This window comes from Paracoccus sp. KKT209 (assembly GCF_055635455.1).
This window is the reverse complement of the sequence record NZ_CM145758.1, coordinates 2,683,062-2,700,784: the sequence shown is the minus strand read 5'-3', so window position 1 is coordinate 2,700,784 and position 17,723 is coordinate 2,683,062. Positions and strand designations below refer to the sequence as shown.

Below are 17,723 nucleotides of genomic sequence, written 5' to 3'. Positions count from 1 at the left end.
CGGGCGACTTGTGGTATCCCGGGATCATAAAAATCAAGAACGCTTCAGAGGCAGTGATGAGCAGAACGACCCGTCGGACCTTCACGATTTCGATGCTGGCCTTACTGGCGGCCTGTGGCAAGCCGCAACAGGCCACCAAGTTCCCGCGCTATGCCGGCCCCCCGGTCACGCAGGTGTCGATCAACAAGGGCGAGCGGCGCATGCATCTGCTGAGCGGTTCGACCGTGGTGCGCTCCTATGACATCAGCCTGGGCAACCAGCCCGTGGGCCACAAGCAGTTCGAGGGTGACGGCAAGACACCCGAAGGCATCTACTACGTGGACCGCTTCAACCCGCGCAGCCGCTATCACCTGTCGGTCGGCGTCTCCTATCCGAACCCGGCCGACCGCGCCTTTGCGGAATCCCACGGCCGGCATCCGGGGGGCGACATCTTCATCCATGGCCGCGGGCCCGACGGCAACAACTTGTTCCCGCGCCAGCGCGACTGGACGGCCGGCTGCATCGCCGTGGCCGATGAGGAGATCGAGGAGATCTATGCGATGCTCAGCCCCGGCACGCCGATCGTGATCCATCCCTGACAGGCGCTGCCGCGTGGTGTCGAAGCCCCGGCCGCGACCGGGGCTTTTTCCTGTCCGCTCAGCGCGCGGTCAGCAGCGTCCACCAGATCTTGCCCGAGGGTTCGGTGAACCAGGCAAAGCCCAGCTGCGTGGCCGTGGGGTCCATGATGACGTCGCGGGTGTCGCGGGTGCTCATCCAGGCGGCCAGGGTCTGCATCTCGTTCTCGTAGCTTTCCGAGATGTTCTCCCCCACCAGGGTCCCGGTGAACCCCTGCCGCCGCGCCCGGTCGAGCGGCGAGGATCCGTCCGATCCCCAGTGCCAGGCCCGGTTCTGGGCGGACATGTCGCGCGAATGCGCCAGCGCCGCGGCATCCAGCTGCGGATTGGGGACCAGGGCCGACTGGCCGATATTGCCGCGCAGGGTGTTGATCTGCTGCAACACCCGCCCGCTGATCGCGGCGGTGTCGGGCACGGCGGGCTGGGCCGGGGCCTGCTGCTCGACCGGCATGACCGGGGGCTGGTTCTGCAGATAGCGCGGCGCGCAGGCGCCGAGCGAGATCATGGCGATCATCGGCAAGATCTTGAATAGTCTCATGTTTCTGGTGCCCCTCATCGGCCATTTGGCGCAGGTGTATCGAACGGGCGCCCAGGCTTCAAACGCAACTCTGCGTGAGTTGCGCGCGTGGTTCAACCGCAGCATCCGCAGGGTGCTATGAATTGCCGCGAATCTGGCGGGGCGCTATATTCCGGCCACCCCCGGACCTGACGGGCATCAACCCCGCCTCTCAAGAGCGGAGAACCGAGGACATGTGTCGATGAGCAGATCGCCTTCTTTCAACCGCCGGACCTTCCTGGCTGCGGCTGCGGCGCTTGGGGCTGCGGGCGCCGCCCTGCCGGTGCTGGGCCAGGGTATCGATCCCGCGACGGGCCTGCCGATGGACGCCCCCGCGGCCCCGGCCAACACCGGGCCCCAGCACAACATCTCCAGCTTCCGAATGCAGGACTGGCGTCCGCATTTCCAGAACCTGACCAATGGCGCGATCCTGTGCGACCTGACCTCGCGTGCGGTCCATTACTGGTCCGAGGATGGCAACACCTATCGCGTCTATCCCTCGTCCATCCCGGTCAGCGAGGATCTGATCCGCACCGGCCGGACCGAGATCATCAAGAAGGTCGAGGGCCCGTCCTGGGCGCCCACGCCCGAAATGAAGAAGCGCAATCCCGAATGGCCGGATTTCGTGCCGCCGGGGCCGGACAATCCGCTTGGCACCCATGCTCTGTGGCTCAGCTGGCAGTACTACCGCATCCACGGCACGCATGACACGCGCAAGATCGGGCGCAAATCCTCGAACGGCTGCATCGGCCTTTACAACGAGCATATCGCCGAGCTGTTCGGCCTGGCCGAGGTCGGCACGCAGGTCCTGGTGATGTGACGAAAAAGGGGGCCTTGTGGCCCCTTTCCCCTGTCAAACGCGCGGTTCGACCCAACCGCCGATATTCTCGCGGATCACGTTCAGCATCACCTGGATATGGGCCGGATCGTCGTTCAGACAGGGGATGTACTGGAATTCATGCCCCCCGGCTTCTTCGAAGCTTTCGCGGATCTCGCCATTGATCTCCTCCAGCGTCTCGATGCAATCCGACGAGAAGGCCGGAGAGATCACCGCGATGTCGGTGTGCCCCTGCCGGGCCAGCTCGGCCACGTGGTCCACGGTATAGGGCTTCAGCCATTCCTCACGGCCAAAGACCGACTGGAAGGTCGTGTCGATGATCCCCTCGGGCCAGCCCAGTTCCTCGCGCAGCAGGCGCGAGGTCTTCTGGCACTGGCAGTGATAGGGGTCGCCCTGCATCAGGTAACGCTTGGGCATCCCATGATAGCTGGCGACCAGCTTTTTCGGAACCTTGCCGTCCAGCGCGCGCCGCACGCTGTCGGCCAGCGCCTTGATGTAATCAGGGCGGCTGACATAGGGCTCGCAGGTGCGCACGGCCGGCTGCCAGGTCTCCTTCATCAGGACGCGGAACAGCTGGTCATTGGCCGTGGCCGAGGTCGGTCCCGCATATTGCGGATAAAGCGGCAGGAACACGATCCGCCGGCAGCCCGCATCGACCATCCGCCGCACCACGTCCCCAGTCGACGGGTTGCCATAGCGCATGCAGAAATCGACCATCACCTGGTCGCCCCATTCGTCATGTGCCAATTGCGCCAGCGCCTTGGTCTGGGCCTTGGTGATGGTCAGCAGCGGGCTTTCGTTCGCCTCGTGGTTCCAGATCAGCTTGTAGTTCTTGCCGGAACTGAAGGGCCGCTTGGTCAGGATCACACCCTGCAGCAGCGGCTGCCAGATCAGGCGGTTCACGTCGACGACGCGGCGGTCGGACAGGAACTCGTTCAGATAGCGGCGCATCGACCAGTAGTCATAGCCGTCCGGCGTGCCCAGGTTGGCGATCAGGATGCCGGTCTTGGCCGGCGGGATCCGGGGATGGTCGGCGGGCGCGTGGGTCGGTCTCATTGTTGCTTTTTCCTGATGTCGTTCAAGGCGTCGGCCAGCGGCGTTCGCGCCGAGCCGGGCCGCAGCGGTTTGGGCTGGCTGTCCGAAGGGGCCCATCCCGTCAGAAAGACCAGATCGAAGGTGACGGCGACACGGGACGGATCGTCGCGGTCGGGATGGTGGAGGGCCAGGATCTGCGCCGCGCGGGCCATGACCCCACGCGCGGTGGGACGGCGCAGCCGGGCGGCCATGGCATTGCCTTCGCCCATGCCGCGCAGGTCGCGGCCCAGGTGAGGCAGGTCGCGATAGCTGGCACGCTGGTGCAGCAGGTCCGCGACCGGCAGGGCAAGCCCCGCGCGATGCAACAGCCCGCCCAAGTCGCGGATCTCGCCCATGGGCAGGATGCGCGGCGACAGCCCGCCGCGGATCTCGGCCTCGGCCTGGCCCAGGGCGGCGCGCAGTTCGGCCAGGGTCTGGTTGCCAAAGCAGACGCCGATGAACAGCCCGTCCTCGCGCAGGGCGCGGCGGCATTGCACGATCTGCCCCACCGGGTCATCGGCCCAGTGCAGCGACATGGCGTGGATCACCAGGTCATGCGCCCCTGGCTGCAAATCCAGCATCGGCGCGTCCGCCACGACCCGCGCCTGCGGAAAGCGCGGGCCCCAGATTTCGGGGAAACCCGTCACCAGGGCGGGGGCCGTAAAGCTCCTGTTAACCTCTGCCAGCCTATCCTCGATCTCGTCGGCGGCGATCTGGTGGAACAGGTCCACCAGCCCCCCGCGGCAGGCGCGGTCGCGCTGGCGCAGCAGGGCGTCGCGGTCGGTCAGGGCGGGGCGGTCGGATGCGGGATGGGTCATGGGGCTGGAACATAGGATGCTTTCCGGGGCGATGAAAGCGGCGCTTCTGCTGCTCTATCCGCCGCAATGCCTGTCCTGCGGGGCGGGGGTGGCCGACAGCGGCCCCGGCGCGATCCACCTGTGTCCCGATTGCTGGAAAGAGGCCAGCTTTGTCACCGGGGCCTGCTGCGACTGCTGCGGCGCGCCGCTGCCGGACGACGGCACGGGCCGGGCCGAGGTGCTGGTCTGCGACGACTGCCTGGTGGCGGTCCGTCCCTGGTCGCGGGGCCGGGCGGCGATGGTCTATGGCGGCACCGGGCGCAAGCTGATCCTGGCGCTGAAGCACGGCGACCGGCTGGACCTGGCGCCGCCGATGGCCGCCTGGCTGGCGCGTGCCGCGGCCCCGCTGGTGCAGCCCGACATGGTCGTGGCGCCGGTGCCGCTGCATCTGCGGCGGCTGATGCGGCGGAAATACAACCAGGCGGCGCAGGTGTCGGGCCGGCTGGCGCGGCTTCTGGACCTGCCGCACCAGGCCGACCTGCTGACGCGCCTGCGCCACACCCCTTCGCAGGACCATCGGGGCGCGGAGGACCGCTTTGCCAACCAGGCGGGCGCGCTGGCGGTCAGCCGGCGGCGGAGGGAGGGCGTGCAGGGCCGGCCGGTGCTGCTGGTGGACGATGTCATGGCATCGGGGGCCACCATCACGGCGGCGGCGACAGCGCTGCTGGCGGCGGGTTCGGGACCGGTTTCGGTCGCGCTTCTGGCAAGGGCGGTCAAGGATCACTAGATAGGGTGACCACCCGTCAGAAAGGACGACCATGCCCTCGATCGAGATCTATACTACCCGCACCTGCCCGTTCTGCATCCGCGCCAAGTCGCTGCTGGACCAGAAGGGCGTGTCCTATTCCGAAATCGACGTCGGCGCCGATCCGGCCAAGCGCTCGGCCATGACGCAGCGCGCCAACGGCAAGCGCAGCGTGCCGCAGATCTTCGTGGGCAGCACGCATGTCGGCGGCTGCGACGACCTTTACGCCCTGGACCGCGTGGGCAAGCTGGACCCGCTGCTGAAGGGCGCCGCCTGATGGCACCCGCTTCGCAGACCGTCGGGCTGATCCAGCTGACGGTCGGCGACGACCCGCAGGCCAACCTGGCGCAGACCGTCCCGCTGATCAAAGAGGCAGCGGGCCGCGGCGCCCGGCTGGTCCTGACGCCCGAGGCCACGAACCTGCTGTCGCCCGACCGCGACCGGCAGCGCCGCCTGCTGCGCCCAGAGGCCGAGGACCCGACCCTGGCCGCCCTGCGGGCCGAGGCGCGCGACCTGGGGATATGGCTGATGATCGGCTCTCTCGCGTTGGCGACGGGGGATCCTGACGGGCGTTTTGCCAATCGCAGCCTGCTGGTCGACCCTGAGGGGAACATCCGCGCGCGCTATGACAAGCTGCACATGTTCGACGTGATGATCAGCGATACCGAATCCTATCGCGAAAGCGCGGCCTATCGCCCCGGTGATCGCGCCGTGCTGTCCCGGGTCGACGATGTGCCTATCGGCATGACGATCTGCTATGACCTGCGGTTTCCCCAGCTTTATCGGCAGTTGGCCCAGGCCGGCGCGCGCATCCTGACGGTGCCCTCGGCCTTCAATCCGGTGACGGGGGATGCGCATTGGCAGGTGCTGCTGCGCGCCCGCGCCATCGAAACCGGCTGCTTCGTTCTGGCCCCCGCGCAATGCGGCATCCATCCCAGCCCGCACAGTCCCGATCGGCCGCCACGCCGCAGCCACGGCCACAGCCTGGTGGTGGACCCCTGGGGCACGGTTCTTGCAGACGGGGGTGCGACACCGGGATGCACGATCGTTTCGCTTGACCTTCAGGCAGTTGACAGGGCACGGTCCCGCATTCCGTCTTTGACACTTGACCGGCCCTATGCGGCCCCGGAAGACCATGACCACGCGCGCGACCGACATTGATCCCTCCAAGGCGACCGACAGGCTGGCGGCCAGCCTGTTTGCCGAGGTGCTGATCGCCGAACAGCTGTCCCGCAACCTGATCAGCAAGGCGCTGCCCCGCGGCATGCAGATCTCGCATTTCTCGGTCCTGAACCTTCTGGCGCATGTCAATGAGGAGCGGACCCCCGCCCAACTGGCCGAGGCCTTCCACGTCACCCGCGGCGCGATGACCAACACCCTGTCGCGCCTGGAATGGGCGGGGCATGTGCATATCCGGCCCGACTGGGACGATGCGCGGCGCAAGTTCGTGTCGATCAGCCCGGCGGGCCGCGCGGCGCGCGACACGGCGCTGGCCGCCTTCATGCCTCTGATCGCAGGGGTGGTGCGCGACATCGGCGCCGACCGCGTGCGCGGTGCGCTGCCGGTCCTGCGCGAGCTGCGCAACCGGCTGGAGGGCGGCGCCCAAGGCTGACCTGCGGCCCCTAGCCGCCGAAGAGGCGCAGCGCCAGCGGCGCGATGATCGCCGTCAGCACCGCGTTCAGCCCCATGCCGATCCCCGAAAACGCGCCCGCCGTGGCATTGACCTGAAACGCCCGCGCCGTGCCGATGCCATGCGCGGCAACGCCCACCGCAAAGCCGCGCGCGCGCCAGTCGCGGATCTTCAGCATGTTCAGCAGGGGCGTCACGACGATCGCGCCGAAGATGCCGGTCAGCAGCACCAGCGCCGCCGTCAGCGTTGGCTGGCCGCCGAGCGATTCCGCGATGCCGATGGCTACGGGCGCGGTCGTGGACTTGGGCGCCAGCGAGGCCAGGACCGGCCCGCCGATGCCGAAGGCGCGGGCGATCGCCAGCGCCGACAGCACCGCCACCCCCGATCCCGCCAGCAGCCCCGCCAGCATCGGCAGCGCCGCCTTTCGCACCCGGGGCAGGTTGTCATAGAGCGGCAGGGCCAAGGCGACCGTGGCCGGTCCCAGCATGAAATGCACGAACTGCGCACCCTCGAAATAGGTCGCATAGTCGGTCTCGGTGACCCACAGCAGCACCGCCAGCAGGATCACCGCGACCAGGACCGGGTTGGCCCAGCTTTGGCGGTTCGCGGCGCGAAAGGCGGCATCGCCCGCCAGATAGGCGACCAGCGTGGCGGTCAGCCACAGCAGCGGCCCCTGCGCCAGATAGGACCAGATCAGGGCGGGGTCACTCACGTCCCTGGTCTCTCAGTGCGGCGGTTTCCTCGGATCCGGTCAGCCGGGCGACCAGCGTGAAGGCCCAGGCCCCCGCCGCGATGGCCAGCAGCGTCGATCCCGTCAGCGCGGCCGCAAGGCCGATCCCGTGCATGCGCAGCAGGTCCCAATGCGCCACGATGCCCACCCCCGCCGGCACGAAGAACAGCGACAGGTGCGACAGCAGCCCGGTCGCCGTCGGTCGGATGCGCGTGGCCAGCGCCGGCCGCAGGATGCAGGCCAGGACCAGCGCGATCAGCCCGACCACAGGGCCGGGCAGGGGCAGCGACAGGGCGCGGGAGGTGATTTCCCCGGCCAGCTGAAAGCCCAGGATGATGGCAAGCGTCTGGATCATCCCGCCACGCTAGCGCGGGACAGGATGTCGCGCCAGATCCCCTGCGTGCCGCCGCATCTTGTGGACAATGGCGCCGGCTCCGCGACATCTTGCGGTAAGGTTGACTTGGGCAGGCAGGGCAGGGACAATCGGCCATCGACCCGAATCTGACGGACCTGCCCTTTGCGCTTTGACCGCCTGCGCCTCAACGGCTTCAAGAGCTTCGTGGACCCGACCGACCTGGTCATCCGCGAGGGGTTGACGGGCGTGGTCGGTCCCAACGGCTGCGGCAAGTCGAACCTGCTGGAAGCGCTGCGCTGGGTCATGGGCGAGAACCGCCCGACCGCCATGCGCGGCGAGGGGATGGAGGACGTGATCTTTGCCGGCACGACGCGCCGCAATGCCCGTGCCCATGCCGAGGTGTCCCTGACCATCGACAACCGCGCCCGCCTGGCGCCGGCGGGCTTCAACGACGACGACCAGTTCGACATCACCCGCCGCATCACCCGCGATGCGGGCAGCGCCTACAAGATCGCCGGCAAGGATGTGCGGGCCCGCGATGTGCAGATGCTGTTCGCGGATGCCTCGACGGGCGCGCATTCGCCTGCGCTGGTGCGGCAGGGGCAGATCAGCGAATTGATCAATGCCAAGCCCAAGAACCGCCGCCGGATCCTGGAGGAGGCGGCCGGGATCTCGGGCCTTTACGCGCGCCGCCATGAGGCGGAACTGAAGCTGAACGGCGCCGAGGCGAACCTGACGCGGGTGGATGACACGCTGGACCAGCTGTCGGCGCAGGCGGCAGCGCTGGCCCGCCAAGCGCGCGCCGCCGCCAAATACCGCGAGATCGGCGCCGCATTGCGGCTGGCCGAGGGGGTGCTGCTCTATCGCCGCTGGGCCGAGGCCGAGGCGGCCCGTCTGGCGGCGGGTGCGGCGCTGAACACGGCAGTCCGGGCGGCGGCCGAGGCCGGGTCGGCCTCCGAGCAGGCGCGGGCCCGGCGCGAGGCGGCCGAGGCTGCCCTGCCGGACCTGCGCGAAGAGGAGCAGGTCGCAGCCGCCATCCTGTCGCGCGTGACGGTCGAGCGAGAGGCGCTGGACGCGGCCGAGACGCGCGCCGCCGCGGCCATCGGGGGCCTGGCGGCCAGGATCGCCCAGCTGGACCGCGACATCGACCGGGAAGAGGCGCTGAACCGCGATGCCGGCGAAGTGGTCGCGCGGCTGGCTTGGGAAAAGGCCGAGCTGGACAAGGCAGGTGAGGGTCACGAGGATCGCCTGGACGCCGCCGCCGCCCGGGCCGAGGAGGCCGCCGAGGCGCTGCGCGAGGTCGAGGCGCGGCTGGCCGAGTTGACGGACGAATCGGCGCGGCTGGCCGCCCGCCACCAGTCGGCCGAGCGGCTTGCCACCGACCTGCGCGCGATGTTCGACCGGGCCGAGCGCTCGGCCGCCGAAGCCGCCGAGGCGGTCACCCGCGCCAACGAGGCCGGAGAGGCCGCCGCCACCGCGCTGGACCAGGCCGATGCCGCCCAGGACCAGGCCCGGGAGCGGGTCGAGGGAGCCGAGAATGCACTGGCCGGGGCCGAGGTTGCGCGCGCCGAGGCAGAGACCCGCGAGGGCGCCGCCCGGGCCGCGCGCTCCGAAGCCGAGGGCGAGGCCGCGGCCTTGGGCGCCGAGATGGCGGCCCTGCGCCGGCTGGTCGAACGTGGCCGGTCGGGCGGCAGCACGTTGCTGGATCAGGTGCAGGTGGCGCAGGGCTACGAGGTGGCCTTTGGCGCGGCACTTGGGGACGATCTGCGTGCCGGGGTGACCGAGGCGGGATCAGGCTGGCACAGCCTGCCGACGCTGGACCTGCCTCAACCCCTGCCGGAGGGCGCGCGCCCGCTGGCGCCGCATGTGGCAGGCCCCGATGCGCTGGCGCGGCGGCTGTCGCAGACCGGGCTTGTGCTGGATGCCGGGCAAGGGGCCGCCCTGCAGCCCCGGCTGCGGCCCGGACAGCGGCTGGTGACGCCGGAAGGAGACCTGTTCCGGTGGGACGGGCTGCGGGTCATGGCAGGCGAGGCCTCGTCTGCGGCCGCGCTGCACCTGCAGAAGGTGAACGAACTGGCCCGGATCACCGGCCAGTCCGACGAGGCCCGGGCCCGCGCCGGCGGGGCAGTCGAGGCGCATGAGGATGCCCGCGCCGCCTTGGCCGAGGCCGCGCAGGTCGAGAAATCTGCCCGCGATGCGCGGCGTGAGGCCGAGCGTCTGCTGTCGGACGCCGCGCGGGCCGCCACCCGCGCCGAATCGAACCTGGCCCTGGCCGCCAGCCGGGCCGAATCCGCCCGCGGCGAACTGGCGCGCCATCAGGCCGACGCCGCCGATGCGCGCACCCGATTGGTCGAGGCCGAGGCGCAACTGGCCGCGCTGCCCGACCGCGCCGATGCGGCCGCGGCGGTCGATCATGCCCGCACAGGGGTCGAGGCCGCGCGCATCGCCACGATGACCCGGCGCGCGGCACTGGAGGAGCTGCGCCGTGATGCGACGGCCCGGGTCAAGCGCCTGCAGGAGATCGCCAAGGAGGAATCGGGCTGGCGGCTGCGGCTGCAGCAGGCGGGCACGCGCGCCTCGGAACTGGCGGCCCGGCGCGATGCCGCGCGCGACGAACTGGTCGAGGCGCAGGCCCAGCCTGCCCTCTTGGCCGACCGGCGCGCCGCCCTGGTCGAGCGCGAGGCGCAGTCCGGCACCCGCCTGGACCGCGCCCGTGACGCCTTGGGCGCGGCGGACGAGGCGGCCCGCGCCGCCGCCCTGGCCGAGCGCGAGGCCGAGCGTGCGGCCTCCGAGGCGCGCGAGTTGCGCGCCGCCCGCGAGGCTCGCGCCGAGGCCGCCGAGGCCGCCGAAGATGCGTCCCGCGCCCGGATCCTGGAGGAGACCGAGCAGACGCCCGACCAGTTGCACGCGGCCTTGGGTGAATTCGACCAGGCCGCCCCGGCCGACGCGCTGGAGGATCAGGTCGCCCGCCTGCGCGCCGCGCGCGAGGCCCTGGGCGCCGTGAACCTGCGCGCCGAGGAGGACAAGCGCGCGCTGGAGACCGAACGCGACACGCTGGCCGCGGAAAAGACCGACCTGCAGGAGGCGATCCGCAAGCTGCGCGCCGGCATCGGCAGCCTGAACCGCGAGGGGCGCGAGCGCCTGCTGGCGGCCTTCGAGACGGTGAACGGCAACTTTGCCACGCTGTTCACGACGCTTTTCGGGGGTGGCGAGGCGCGGCTGGTGCTGGTCGAATCCGACGATCCGCTGGAGGCGGGCCTGGAGATCATGTGCCAGCCGCCGGGCAAGCGCCTGTCGACCCTGTCGCTGCTGTCGGGGGGCGAACAGACGCTGACGGCGATGGCGCTGATCTTTGCGGTCTTCCTGGCCAATCCCGCGCCCATCTGCGTGCTGGACGAGGTCGACGCGCCCCTGGACGATGCCAATGTCAGCCGTTTTTGCGACCTGCTGGACGAGATGACGCGGCGCACCGACACGCGGTTCCTGATCATCACCCACCATGCCGTGACGATGGCACGCATGGACCGCCTGTTCGGCGTGACCATGGTGGAGCAGGGCGTCAGCCAGCTGGTCAGCGTGGACCTGAAACGCGCCGAGGCTCTGGTCGCCTGACACGCCCCGCGCTAGGGTCCCGCCAAACCCAACCCAAGCGAGGACATCATGAGCATCGAACAGACCCTGGCCGACAAGGGCATCACGCTTCCGGCAGCCCCTGCGCCGGCCGCCAACTATGTCCCCTTTGTCCAGACCGGCAACCTGGTGTTCATCTCGGGCCAGATCAGCGCGGACGAGAACGGCTTCATCACCGGCAAGCTGGGCGACGGCACCAGCGTCGAGGAGGGCGCGGCGGCGGCCCGCCGCTGCGGCCTCGCGCTGATCGCCCAGCTGAAATCGGCCATCGGCGACCTGGACCGCGTGACGCGGGTGGTCAAGCTGACCGGCTTCGTGAACTCGCCCCCAGACTTCACCGACCAGCCCAAGGTCATCAACGGCTGTTCAGACCTGATGGTCGAGGTCTTTGGCGAAGCCGGGCGCCATTCCCGCGCCGCCGTCTCGGCCCCGTCGCTGCCCTTTGGTGTCGCGGTCGAGATCGAAGCCGTCTTCGAGGTCCGCTGATGCCCTCGCTGCCCGACAGGTTCCTGACGACGCCCATCGCGCATCGCGGCCTGCACGGCCCGGGCGCGCCCGAGAACAGCCTGGCCGCGGCCCGCGCCGCGATCGAGGCGGGCTATGGCATCGAATGCGACATCCAGCCCGCGGGCGACGGGACGCCGATGGTCTTTCACGACTATCAGCTGTCGCGGCTGACCGCGCAGGAAGGGCTGATCGCGGAGACCGCGCCCGATGACCTGGCGCATCTGCGTCTGGTGGGCAGCGACGAATCCATCCCCACCCTGGCCCATTTCCTGGAGCTGGTGGCGGGCCGGGTGCCGCTGCTGATCGAGATCAAGGACCAGGACGGGTCCTGCGGCCCCGCCATCGGCAACCTGCACGGCCGCGTGGCCGAGGCGCTGCGGGATTACGGCGGGCCGGTCGCGGTCATGTCCTTCAACCCGCACGTGGTCACGGCCTTTCATCAGGTTGCGCCGCATATCCCGGTGGGCCTGACCACCTGCGCCTTTGGCGCCGATGACTGGGCGCATGTCCCGCCCGGCCGCCGCGAAGGGCTGGCCATCATCGACGACTTCGACCCGTCGGGGGCCAGCTTCATCTCGCATGACAAGGCGGATCTGGACAATCCGCGGGTCGATGCCCTGCGCGCCCAGGGGGTGTCGATCCTCTGCTGGACCATCCGCAGCGAGGCCGAGGAACGGGCCGCCCGTCGGATCGCGGACAATGTCACGTTCGAAGGCTATCGCGCATGGATGCCCCAGCGGTAAGCCGAAGAAAGGCGGGACGCCGGCCCCGGCGCCCCGCGACCTTGCGGCCCCTGACAAGCGGCTCCTTCGCCCCTATGTTGCGGGCATGAGCGACATGCTGACCCTGACGACCCATCCCTCGATCGCCGCCATCGACCCCCGGATCTGGGACGGGTTGGGCGACGGCAATCCCTTCACCTCGCACCGCTTCCTGCTGGCGCTGGAGCAGTCGCTTTCGGTCGGGACCGGTACCGGCTGGCAGCCGCTGCACCTGACCGTGGAACGGGAGGGGGGGATCGTGGGGGCCGCACCGCTTTATGCCAAGTCGCACAGCCAGGGCGAATACATCTTCGACCATGCCTGGGCGCAGGCCTATACCCGCGCGGGCGGCCGCTATTACCCCAAGCTGCAATGTGCCGTTCCCTTTACCCCCGCGACCGGGAACCGCCTGCTGGCGCGCGACGACCAGGCCCGCGGCGCCCTGCTGGCCGGACTGATGCAGGTGACGGAACGGCTGGACCTGTCGGGGGCGCATGTGACCTTCTGCACGGCCGCGGAAAGCAGCCTGGGTGAGGCGGCGGGTTTCCTGCCGCGCATGACCCAGCAGTTCCACTGGCTGAACCGCGGCTATGGCAGCTATGACGATTTCCTGGGTGCCCTGTCCTCGCGCAAGCGCAAGGACCTGCGCAAGGAACGCGCCCGGGCCCAGGGCTTTGGCGGGACTATCCGCCACCTGACCGGCGACGACCTGAAGCCGCATCACTGGGATGCCTTCTGGGAGTTCTACCAGGACACCGGTGCGCGCAAATGGGGCCAGCCCTACCTGACGCGCGGCTTTTTCGACCGCATCCACGACACGATGAAGGACGACATCCTGCTGGTCCTGGCCGAGACCGAGGGCGAGCCCATCGCCGGGGCGCTGAACTTCCTGGGGCCCGACGCGATCTATGGCCGCTACTGGGGCTGCGTGGCCGACCACGCCTTTCTGCATTTCGAGCTGTGCTATCACCAGGCGATCGACCACGCGATCACCCACGGCCTGTCCCGCGTCGAGGCGGGCGCGCAGGGCGAACACAAGCTGGCCCGCGGATATGAACCGGTTCCGATCCATTCGCTGCACTGGGTGCGGGATGCGGGCTTCCTGCGGGCGCTGGAGCAGTATCTGGAGCAGGAGCGCGACGCGATGGGGCAGGAGATCGAGGCGCTGGCCGACTGGACCCCGTTCCGCAAGGGCGACTGAACAGCCGCCCCGTGGGCCGGTCCGCACCGGGACACCAGCGGTTCCCCGATGCGGGTCGGGTCAGACCTTTTCCAGCAGCGCCTCGCCCGCGCTGACGGTGCAGGCGCCGGGCGAATCCTCGACATCGATGGTCTTGAAGACGCCGTCCTCGACCAGCGCGGCAAAACGCTTGCAGCGCCCGAAGAAGCCGACCGGCGGCGCGTCGAAGTCCAGTCCCAGCGCGGCCGTCACCTTGCCGTCGGCATCGGCCAGGACCTCGATCCCGGCATCGGTGGCGCCGGTCTGCTCGGCCCAGGCCTTGGTGACGAAGGGATCGTTCACGGTGACGCAGACGATCCGGTCGACGCCCTTCTCGCGGAATGCGTCCGCGCTGCGCACGAAGCTGGGCATATGGGCATTGGTGCAGGTGCCGGTGAAGGCGCCGGGCAGCCCGAACAGGACGACGCGGCCCTGCATCAGTTCGCTGGTCGGCACGCTCTCCGGGCCGCCTTCGCCCACGCGCAGCAACTGGCCTTCGGGCAGCTTGGTTCCGGCGGTGATGGTCATTCGAATCTCCTGAATTGCAACGGATTCGCGGCGACTATAGGGTGCGCCCGAACAACAGGCCAGAGAACCGCGAAGGGGGGCAGGGGCATGCGCATCGTGATCCTGGGGGCGGGCCAGGCAGCCGCCTCGATGGCGGCAAGGCTGCGGGCGCAGGGGCATTCCGGCCCGCTGACCGTCATCGGTGCGGAACCGGCGGCACCCTATCAGCGGCCGCCCCTGTCCAAGGCCTACCTTCTGGGGCAGATGGGCCTTGACCGGCTGATCCTGCGCGCGCCCGACTGGTGGACGAGGCAACAGATCGACCTGCGCCTGTCGGAAACGGCGTTGCGGATCGACCGGGATGCCCGCACCGTGACGACCGACAAGGGCACGCACGCCTATGAGGCCTTGGCGCTGACCCTTGGGGCCGCGCCCCGCCGCCTGCCCGCCGCGATGGGGGGCGATCTGCCCGGCACGCATGTCATCCGCGACTTGGCCGATGTGGATGCCCTTGCGCCGCAGATGCAGCCCGGCCGCCGGCTGGTGGTGATCGGCGGCGGCTATATCGGGCTGGAGGCTGCGGCCGTCGCCTGCAAGCTGGGCCTTTCGGTGACCGTGATCGAGGCCGCCCCGCGCATCCTCGGCCGCGTGGCGGCATTCCAGACCGCCGACATGGTGCGGGCGCTGCATGTCTCCCATGGCGTCACCATCCTGGAGGGGACGGGCATCAGCCGGATCACGGGCGATCATCAGGCGACCGGCGTGGCCCTGACGGAGGGGCGGCAGATCGAGGCCGACCTGGTCATCCAGGGCATCGGGGTCCTGCCCCGCACGGACCTTGCCGCGGAGGCGGGGCTGGCGCTGGACAACGGTATCGCCACGGATGCCCAGGGCCGGACCTCGGATCCCGCCATCTGGGCCGCGGGCGACTGCGCCAGCTTTCCGCACCAAGGCACGCAGTTGCGACTGGAAAGCGTGGGCGGCGCGATCGACATGGCGGAATGTGTGGCCGACAACATGCTGGGCCAGGGCCGGACCTATGAGCCGAAGCCCTGGTTCTGGTCCGACCAGTTCGAGGCCAAGCTGCAGATGGCGGGGCTGAACACCGGCCATGACCGGATCGTGACCCGCCCCGGCGCCGGCGATCACGGGGGTTCGGTCTGGTATTTCCGGCAGGACCGGCTGATCGCCGTGGACGCGCTGAACGATCCGCGCGCCTACATGATCGGCAAGCGCCTGATCGAGGCCGGCCGCAGCCCGTCCCCCGAGGAATTGTCGACCGCGCCCGACCTCAAGGCGCTGCTGTGACCGGGTCATTCTCTGTTGTGCAAATACCCCCCGGGGGGTGCGTGGGGCGGGATGCCCCCTGCCGTCGCGGGACGCAATCATGAGGATCGTGGGCGGCCGGATGCGCGGGCTGAAGCTGGCGGAACTGGGGGAGGGCGACGCCGCCGCCCATCTGCGCCCGACCACCGACCGGGTGCGCGAGGCGATCTTCAACCTGCTGATCAACGGCAGCCACGGCAACCCGCTGCCCGGCGCGCGGGTGCTGGACCTGTTCGCGGGAACCGGCGCCTTGGCACTGGAGGCGCTGTCGCGGGGGGCGGCGGAGGCTGTCCTGGTTGATGACGGCGCCCGGGCCGCGGCGCTGATCCGCCAGAACATCCAGCGTGCCCGCGCCGAGGACATGGCCCGGCACCTGCGTCGCGACGCCACGCGGCTTGGTCCGCATCGCGGGGTGCCCCATGACCTCGTCTTCCTTGATCCTCCCTATGGGCAGGCCAGGGGCGAGGCGGCGATGGCGTCGGCCCTGCAAGGCGGCTGGCTGGCGCCCGGTGCGGTGGTCGTCTGGGAGGAATCGCGCCTGCCCCTGCTGCCGCCGGGTTTCATGCTGCTGGACCAGCGCAGCTATGGCGACACAGTCGTGACGCTGGCCCGTGCGCCCGGAACCGCAAGCTGACGGGGAAGTGTTCGGCATCCTCTTGTACCTGTCGCGGACCGTGGCAATTTCCAGGCTTCAGACAAGGAGGATGACATGAAGCTTTTCCGCATCTCGGCGCTGCTTGCGGCCCCCGTCGCGCTGGCACTGGCCCTGCCGGGCCTGGCGCAGACCCAGGACCACGCGACCCATAACGGACATGGTACCGAGCCTGCGGCGGTCAGCCAGGCAGAGACCGCGGCCCCGGCCGATCCGGCAGGCGCGGCCTATGCCGAGGCCATGACGCGGATGCACGAGACGATGATGATCGCGCCCTCGGGCGACGCCGACGTGGACTTCATGCGCGGCATGATCCCGCACCATCAGGGCGCCATCGACATGGCCCGCATCGTGCTGGAGCATGGAACGGACCCCGAGATCCGCGCCTTGGCCGAAGCGATCATCATCGCGCAGGAGGCCGAGATCGCCCAGATGGAAGCCTGGCTGGCCGCCAACGCCCCGGCGGAATAACGCCCGACCGGCGTCCGGAGGCGCCGGGCCTGCCTTCGGCGGCCCGGCTCGGCAGCACCTGCCGGGCGCTTGGCTCAGTCGGTTCGCGCGATGCGGGCCGCGGCCGCCTCCAGCGCTCCGGCGCCATGGGGCATGGCAAGCGCGGTCAGGCCGGCCTCGAGCGCGCCAAGGGCGCCAAGGATCATCGCCGCGTTGCAATGCCCCATATGCGCGATCCGCAGCGCCGCCTGCGGATCGGCGGCACCCAAGCCAATGCCCAGGGTCACGCCGCATTCGCGCGTGACCCAGGCCCGCAGGGCATCGGCCCGGGGCAGGGTCACCGCGGTCACCGAGGCGGCGCGCGCCTCGGGCTGATCCACCGAGAGGCGGATGTCGGGATGTCCCGCGCCCCAGGCATCGACCGCCGCCCAGACCGCCTGCGCCAGGCGCGCGTGCCGGCGCCAGGCAGCCTCCAGCCCCTCCTCGTCCAGGATCATCGTCAGCGCCTCGGAAAGGGCATAGATCTGCTGCACCGGCGGCGTGCCGCCCCAGAAGCGCCACAGCGCCTCGGCCCCCGCCCTCTGGTGCCAGTCCCAGTAGGGCGTCGTCAGCCCCGTCCGGCCGCGCGCCGCCGCGCGATCCGAGAACCAGACGAAGGCCGTTCCCGGCAGGCACATCATCCCCTTCTGGCTGGCCGAGATCAGCACGTCCACGCCCCATTCATCCATCCGCATCGGCGCGCAGCCCAGGGAGGCGATCGCATCCACCACCAGCAGCGCCGGGTGATCGCCCATCGCCGCCCGCAGGGCGGGAATGTCGGCCGTCGTGGTGCTGGCCGTGTCGGTCTGGCACAGCAGGACCGCCCGGATCCGGTGCTGCGGGTCGCGCTCCAGTCGTTCGGCCAGGCGGGCCGCGTCGGGGGGCAGGTTGCCGAAATCCAGCCGCTCGACATAGACGCCCATGGCCTCCAGCGTGTCGGCCCAGCTGCGCCCGAAATGACCGCAGGTCACCACCAGCGCCAGGTCGCCCCGGTCGAACATGTTGGCGGCCGCGGCCTCCCAACCGGCATGGCCGTTGCCGATATAGGGCGCCAGGTTCTGCGCCGTGCCCGCCAGCCGCTTCAGCTGGGCCATGACCTGCAGGTTCAGCTGGGCCAGCGGTTCCGCATAGATGTCGGGAGAGGCCCGGTGCGCGGCGTTCAGCACGCGGGCGGGGACCGGCGAGGGGCCGGGAATGGCGATCAGTTCGTGGCCGGTGGCAGGGCTCATGCGG

Annotated in this window: 20 protein-coding genes; 13 read left to right on the top strand and 7 right to left on the bottom strand. The window is 70.0% G+C overall.

Going from position 1 to position 17,723, the window contains the following annotated elements:
• Positions 1-56: 56 nt before the first annotated feature.
• Positions 57-578: a L,D-transpeptidase family protein gene (locus ACZ2G3_RS13360; RefSeq protein WP_470396510.1), complete on the top strand. Its 522-nt coding sequence runs from the start codon at positions 57-59 to the stop codon at positions 576-578.
• 58 nt (positions 579-636) lie between these two features.
• Here ACZ2G3_RS13360 and dalA read toward each other — a convergent pair whose 3' ends face one another.
• A complete protein-coding gene (gene dalA, locus ACZ2G3_RS13355) occupies positions 637-1,152 on the bottom strand; it encodes a divisome-associated lipoprotein DalA (RefSeq protein ID WP_470396509.1) in 516 nt (171 codons plus the stop codon).
• Between the two features lie 220 nt (positions 1,153-1,372).
• Here dalA and ACZ2G3_RS13350 point away from each other — a divergent pair, with 220 nt between their 5' ends.
• The gene (locus ACZ2G3_RS13350) at positions 1,373-1,990 is read left to right on the top strand and encodes a L,D-transpeptidase (protein WP_470396508.1); all 618 of its coding nucleotides are present in this window, start codon (positions 1,373-1,375) and stop codon (positions 1,988-1,990) included.
• 33 nt (positions 1,991-2,023) lie between these two features.
• On the opposite strand, the gene hemH is transcribed toward ACZ2G3_RS13350, so the two are convergent.
• Together hemH and ACZ2G3_RS13340 are read right to left on the bottom strand one after the other, a co-directional pair.
• On the bottom strand, positions 2,024-3,064 hold the full coding sequence (gene hemH, locus ACZ2G3_RS13345) for a ferrochelatase (RefSeq protein WP_470396507.1): 1,041 nt from the start codon (positions 3,062-3,064) through the stop codon (positions 2,024-2,026).
• Positions 3,061-3,900 (bottom strand): methyltransferase domain-containing protein, encoded by an 840-nt coding sequence (locus ACZ2G3_RS13340; protein ID WP_470396506.1) that lies wholly within the window; start codon positions 3,898-3,900, stop codon positions 3,061-3,063. Before ACZ2G3_RS13340 ends, hemH begins: the two co-directional genes overlap by 4 nt.
• Positions 3,901-3,931: 31 nt before the next feature.
• On the opposite strand from ACZ2G3_RS13340, the gene ACZ2G3_RS13335 reads away from it, so the two are divergent.
• From ACZ2G3_RS13335 to ACZ2G3_RS13320, 4 genes are read left to right on the top strand one after another with little or no spacing between them, the layout of a single operon-like run.
• Positions 3,932-4,666 (top strand): ComF family protein, encoded by a 735-nt coding sequence (locus ACZ2G3_RS13335; protein WP_470396505.1) that lies wholly within the window; start codon positions 3,932-3,934, stop codon positions 4,664-4,666.
• A 31-nt stretch (positions 4,667-4,697) separates the two neighbouring features.
• Positions 4,698-4,961, top strand: coding sequence for a glutaredoxin 3 (grxC, locus tag ACZ2G3_RS13330; RefSeq protein WP_419270384.1), 264 nt, complete (start codon positions 4,698-4,700; stop codon positions 4,959-4,961).
• The gene (locus tag ACZ2G3_RS13325) at positions 4,961-5,845 is read left to right on the top strand and encodes a carbon-nitrogen hydrolase family protein (protein ID WP_470396504.1); all 885 of its coding nucleotides are present in this window, start codon (positions 4,961-4,963) and stop codon (positions 5,843-5,845) included. The genes grxC and ACZ2G3_RS13325 overlap by 1 nt, the downstream gene beginning before the upstream one ends.
• A complete protein-coding gene (locus tag ACZ2G3_RS13320) occupies positions 5,820-6,296 on the top strand; it encodes a MarR family winged helix-turn-helix transcriptional regulator (RefSeq protein ID WP_419270380.1) in 477 nt (158 codons plus the stop codon). Before ACZ2G3_RS13325 ends, ACZ2G3_RS13320 begins: the two co-directional genes overlap by 26 nt.
• Before the next feature lie 10 nt (positions 6,297-6,306).
• Here the strand turns inward: ACZ2G3_RS13320 and ACZ2G3_RS13315 are convergent, their stop codons facing one another.
• Both ACZ2G3_RS13315 and ACZ2G3_RS13310 read right to left on the bottom strand, forming a co-directional pair.
• A complete protein-coding gene (locus ACZ2G3_RS13315) occupies positions 6,307-7,026 on the bottom strand; it encodes an LrgB family protein (RefSeq protein ID WP_419270378.1) in 720 nt (239 codons plus the stop codon).
• A complete protein-coding gene (locus ACZ2G3_RS13310) occupies positions 7,019-7,399 on the bottom strand; it encodes a CidA/LrgA family protein (protein WP_470396503.1) in 381 nt (126 codons plus the stop codon). Before ACZ2G3_RS13310 ends, ACZ2G3_RS13315 begins: the two co-directional genes overlap by 8 nt.
• 162 nt (positions 7,400-7,561) lie before the next feature.
• Between ACZ2G3_RS13310 and ACZ2G3_RS13305 the strand changes: the two genes are divergently transcribed.
• The 4 genes from ACZ2G3_RS13305 (at position 7,562) to ACZ2G3_RS13290 (ending at position 13,498) form a co-directional block, all read left to right on the top strand.
• Positions 7,562-11,011, top strand: a complete 3,450-nt coding sequence (locus ACZ2G3_RS13305; RefSeq protein ID WP_470396502.1) for a chromosome segregation SMC family protein — start codon at positions 7,562-7,564, stop codon at positions 11,009-11,011.
• A 48-nt stretch (positions 11,012-11,059) separates the two neighbouring features.
• The gene (locus ACZ2G3_RS13300; RefSeq protein ID WP_470396500.1) at positions 11,060-11,515 is read left to right on the top strand and encodes a RidA family protein; all 456 of its coding nucleotides are present in this window, start codon (positions 11,060-11,062) and stop codon (positions 11,513-11,515) included.
• Positions 11,515-12,279: a glycerophosphodiester phosphodiesterase family protein gene (locus ACZ2G3_RS13295; protein ID WP_470396499.1), complete on the top strand. Its 765-nt coding sequence runs from the start codon at positions 11,515-11,517 to the stop codon at positions 12,277-12,279. Before ACZ2G3_RS13300 ends, ACZ2G3_RS13295 begins: the two co-directional genes overlap by 1 nt.
• 85 nt (positions 12,280-12,364) lie before the next feature.
• Entirely contained in the window at positions 12,365-13,498 is a 1,134-nt protein-coding gene (locus ACZ2G3_RS13290) for a GNAT family N-acetyltransferase (RefSeq protein WP_470396498.1), read from the top strand.
• 60 nt (positions 13,499-13,558) lie between these two features.
• Here the strand turns inward: ACZ2G3_RS13290 and ACZ2G3_RS13285 are convergent, their stop codons facing one another.
• On the bottom strand, positions 13,559-14,044 hold the full coding sequence (locus ACZ2G3_RS13285) for a redoxin family protein (RefSeq protein WP_470396496.1): 486 nt from the start codon (positions 14,042-14,044) through the stop codon (positions 13,559-13,561).
• Positions 14,045-14,131: 87 nt separating this feature from the next.
• Here ACZ2G3_RS13285 and ACZ2G3_RS13280 point away from each other — a divergent pair, with 87 nt between their 5' ends.
• From ACZ2G3_RS13280 to copM, 3 genes are all read left to right on the top strand, one after another.
• Positions 14,132-15,331 carry an NAD(P)/FAD-dependent oxidoreductase gene (locus tag ACZ2G3_RS13280; RefSeq protein ID WP_470396495.1) on the top strand — a complete coding sequence of 400 codons (1,200 nt, stop codon included), beginning with the start codon at positions 14,132-14,134 and terminating at the stop codon, positions 15,329-15,331.
• 79 nt (positions 15,332-15,410) lie between these two features.
• Positions 15,411-15,983, top strand: coding sequence for a 16S rRNA (guanine(966)-N(2))-methyltransferase RsmD (gene rsmD / locus ACZ2G3_RS13275; protein ID WP_470396494.1), 573 nt, complete (start codon positions 15,411-15,413; stop codon positions 15,981-15,983).
• Between the two features lie 75 nt (positions 15,984-16,058).
• Positions 16,059-16,472, top strand: coding sequence for a CopM family metallochaperone (gene copM, locus ACZ2G3_RS13270; RefSeq protein ID WP_470396492.1), 414 nt, complete (start codon positions 16,059-16,061; stop codon positions 16,470-16,472).
• A 74-nt stretch (positions 16,473-16,546) separates the two neighbouring features.
• On the opposite strand, the gene ACZ2G3_RS13265 is transcribed toward copM, so the two are convergent.
• Positions 16,547-17,719 (bottom strand): pyridoxal-phosphate-dependent aminotransferase family protein, encoded by a 1,173-nt coding sequence (locus ACZ2G3_RS13265; protein WP_470396491.1) that lies wholly within the window; start codon positions 17,717-17,719, stop codon positions 16,547-16,549.
• Positions 17,720-17,723: the final 4 nt, after the last annotated feature.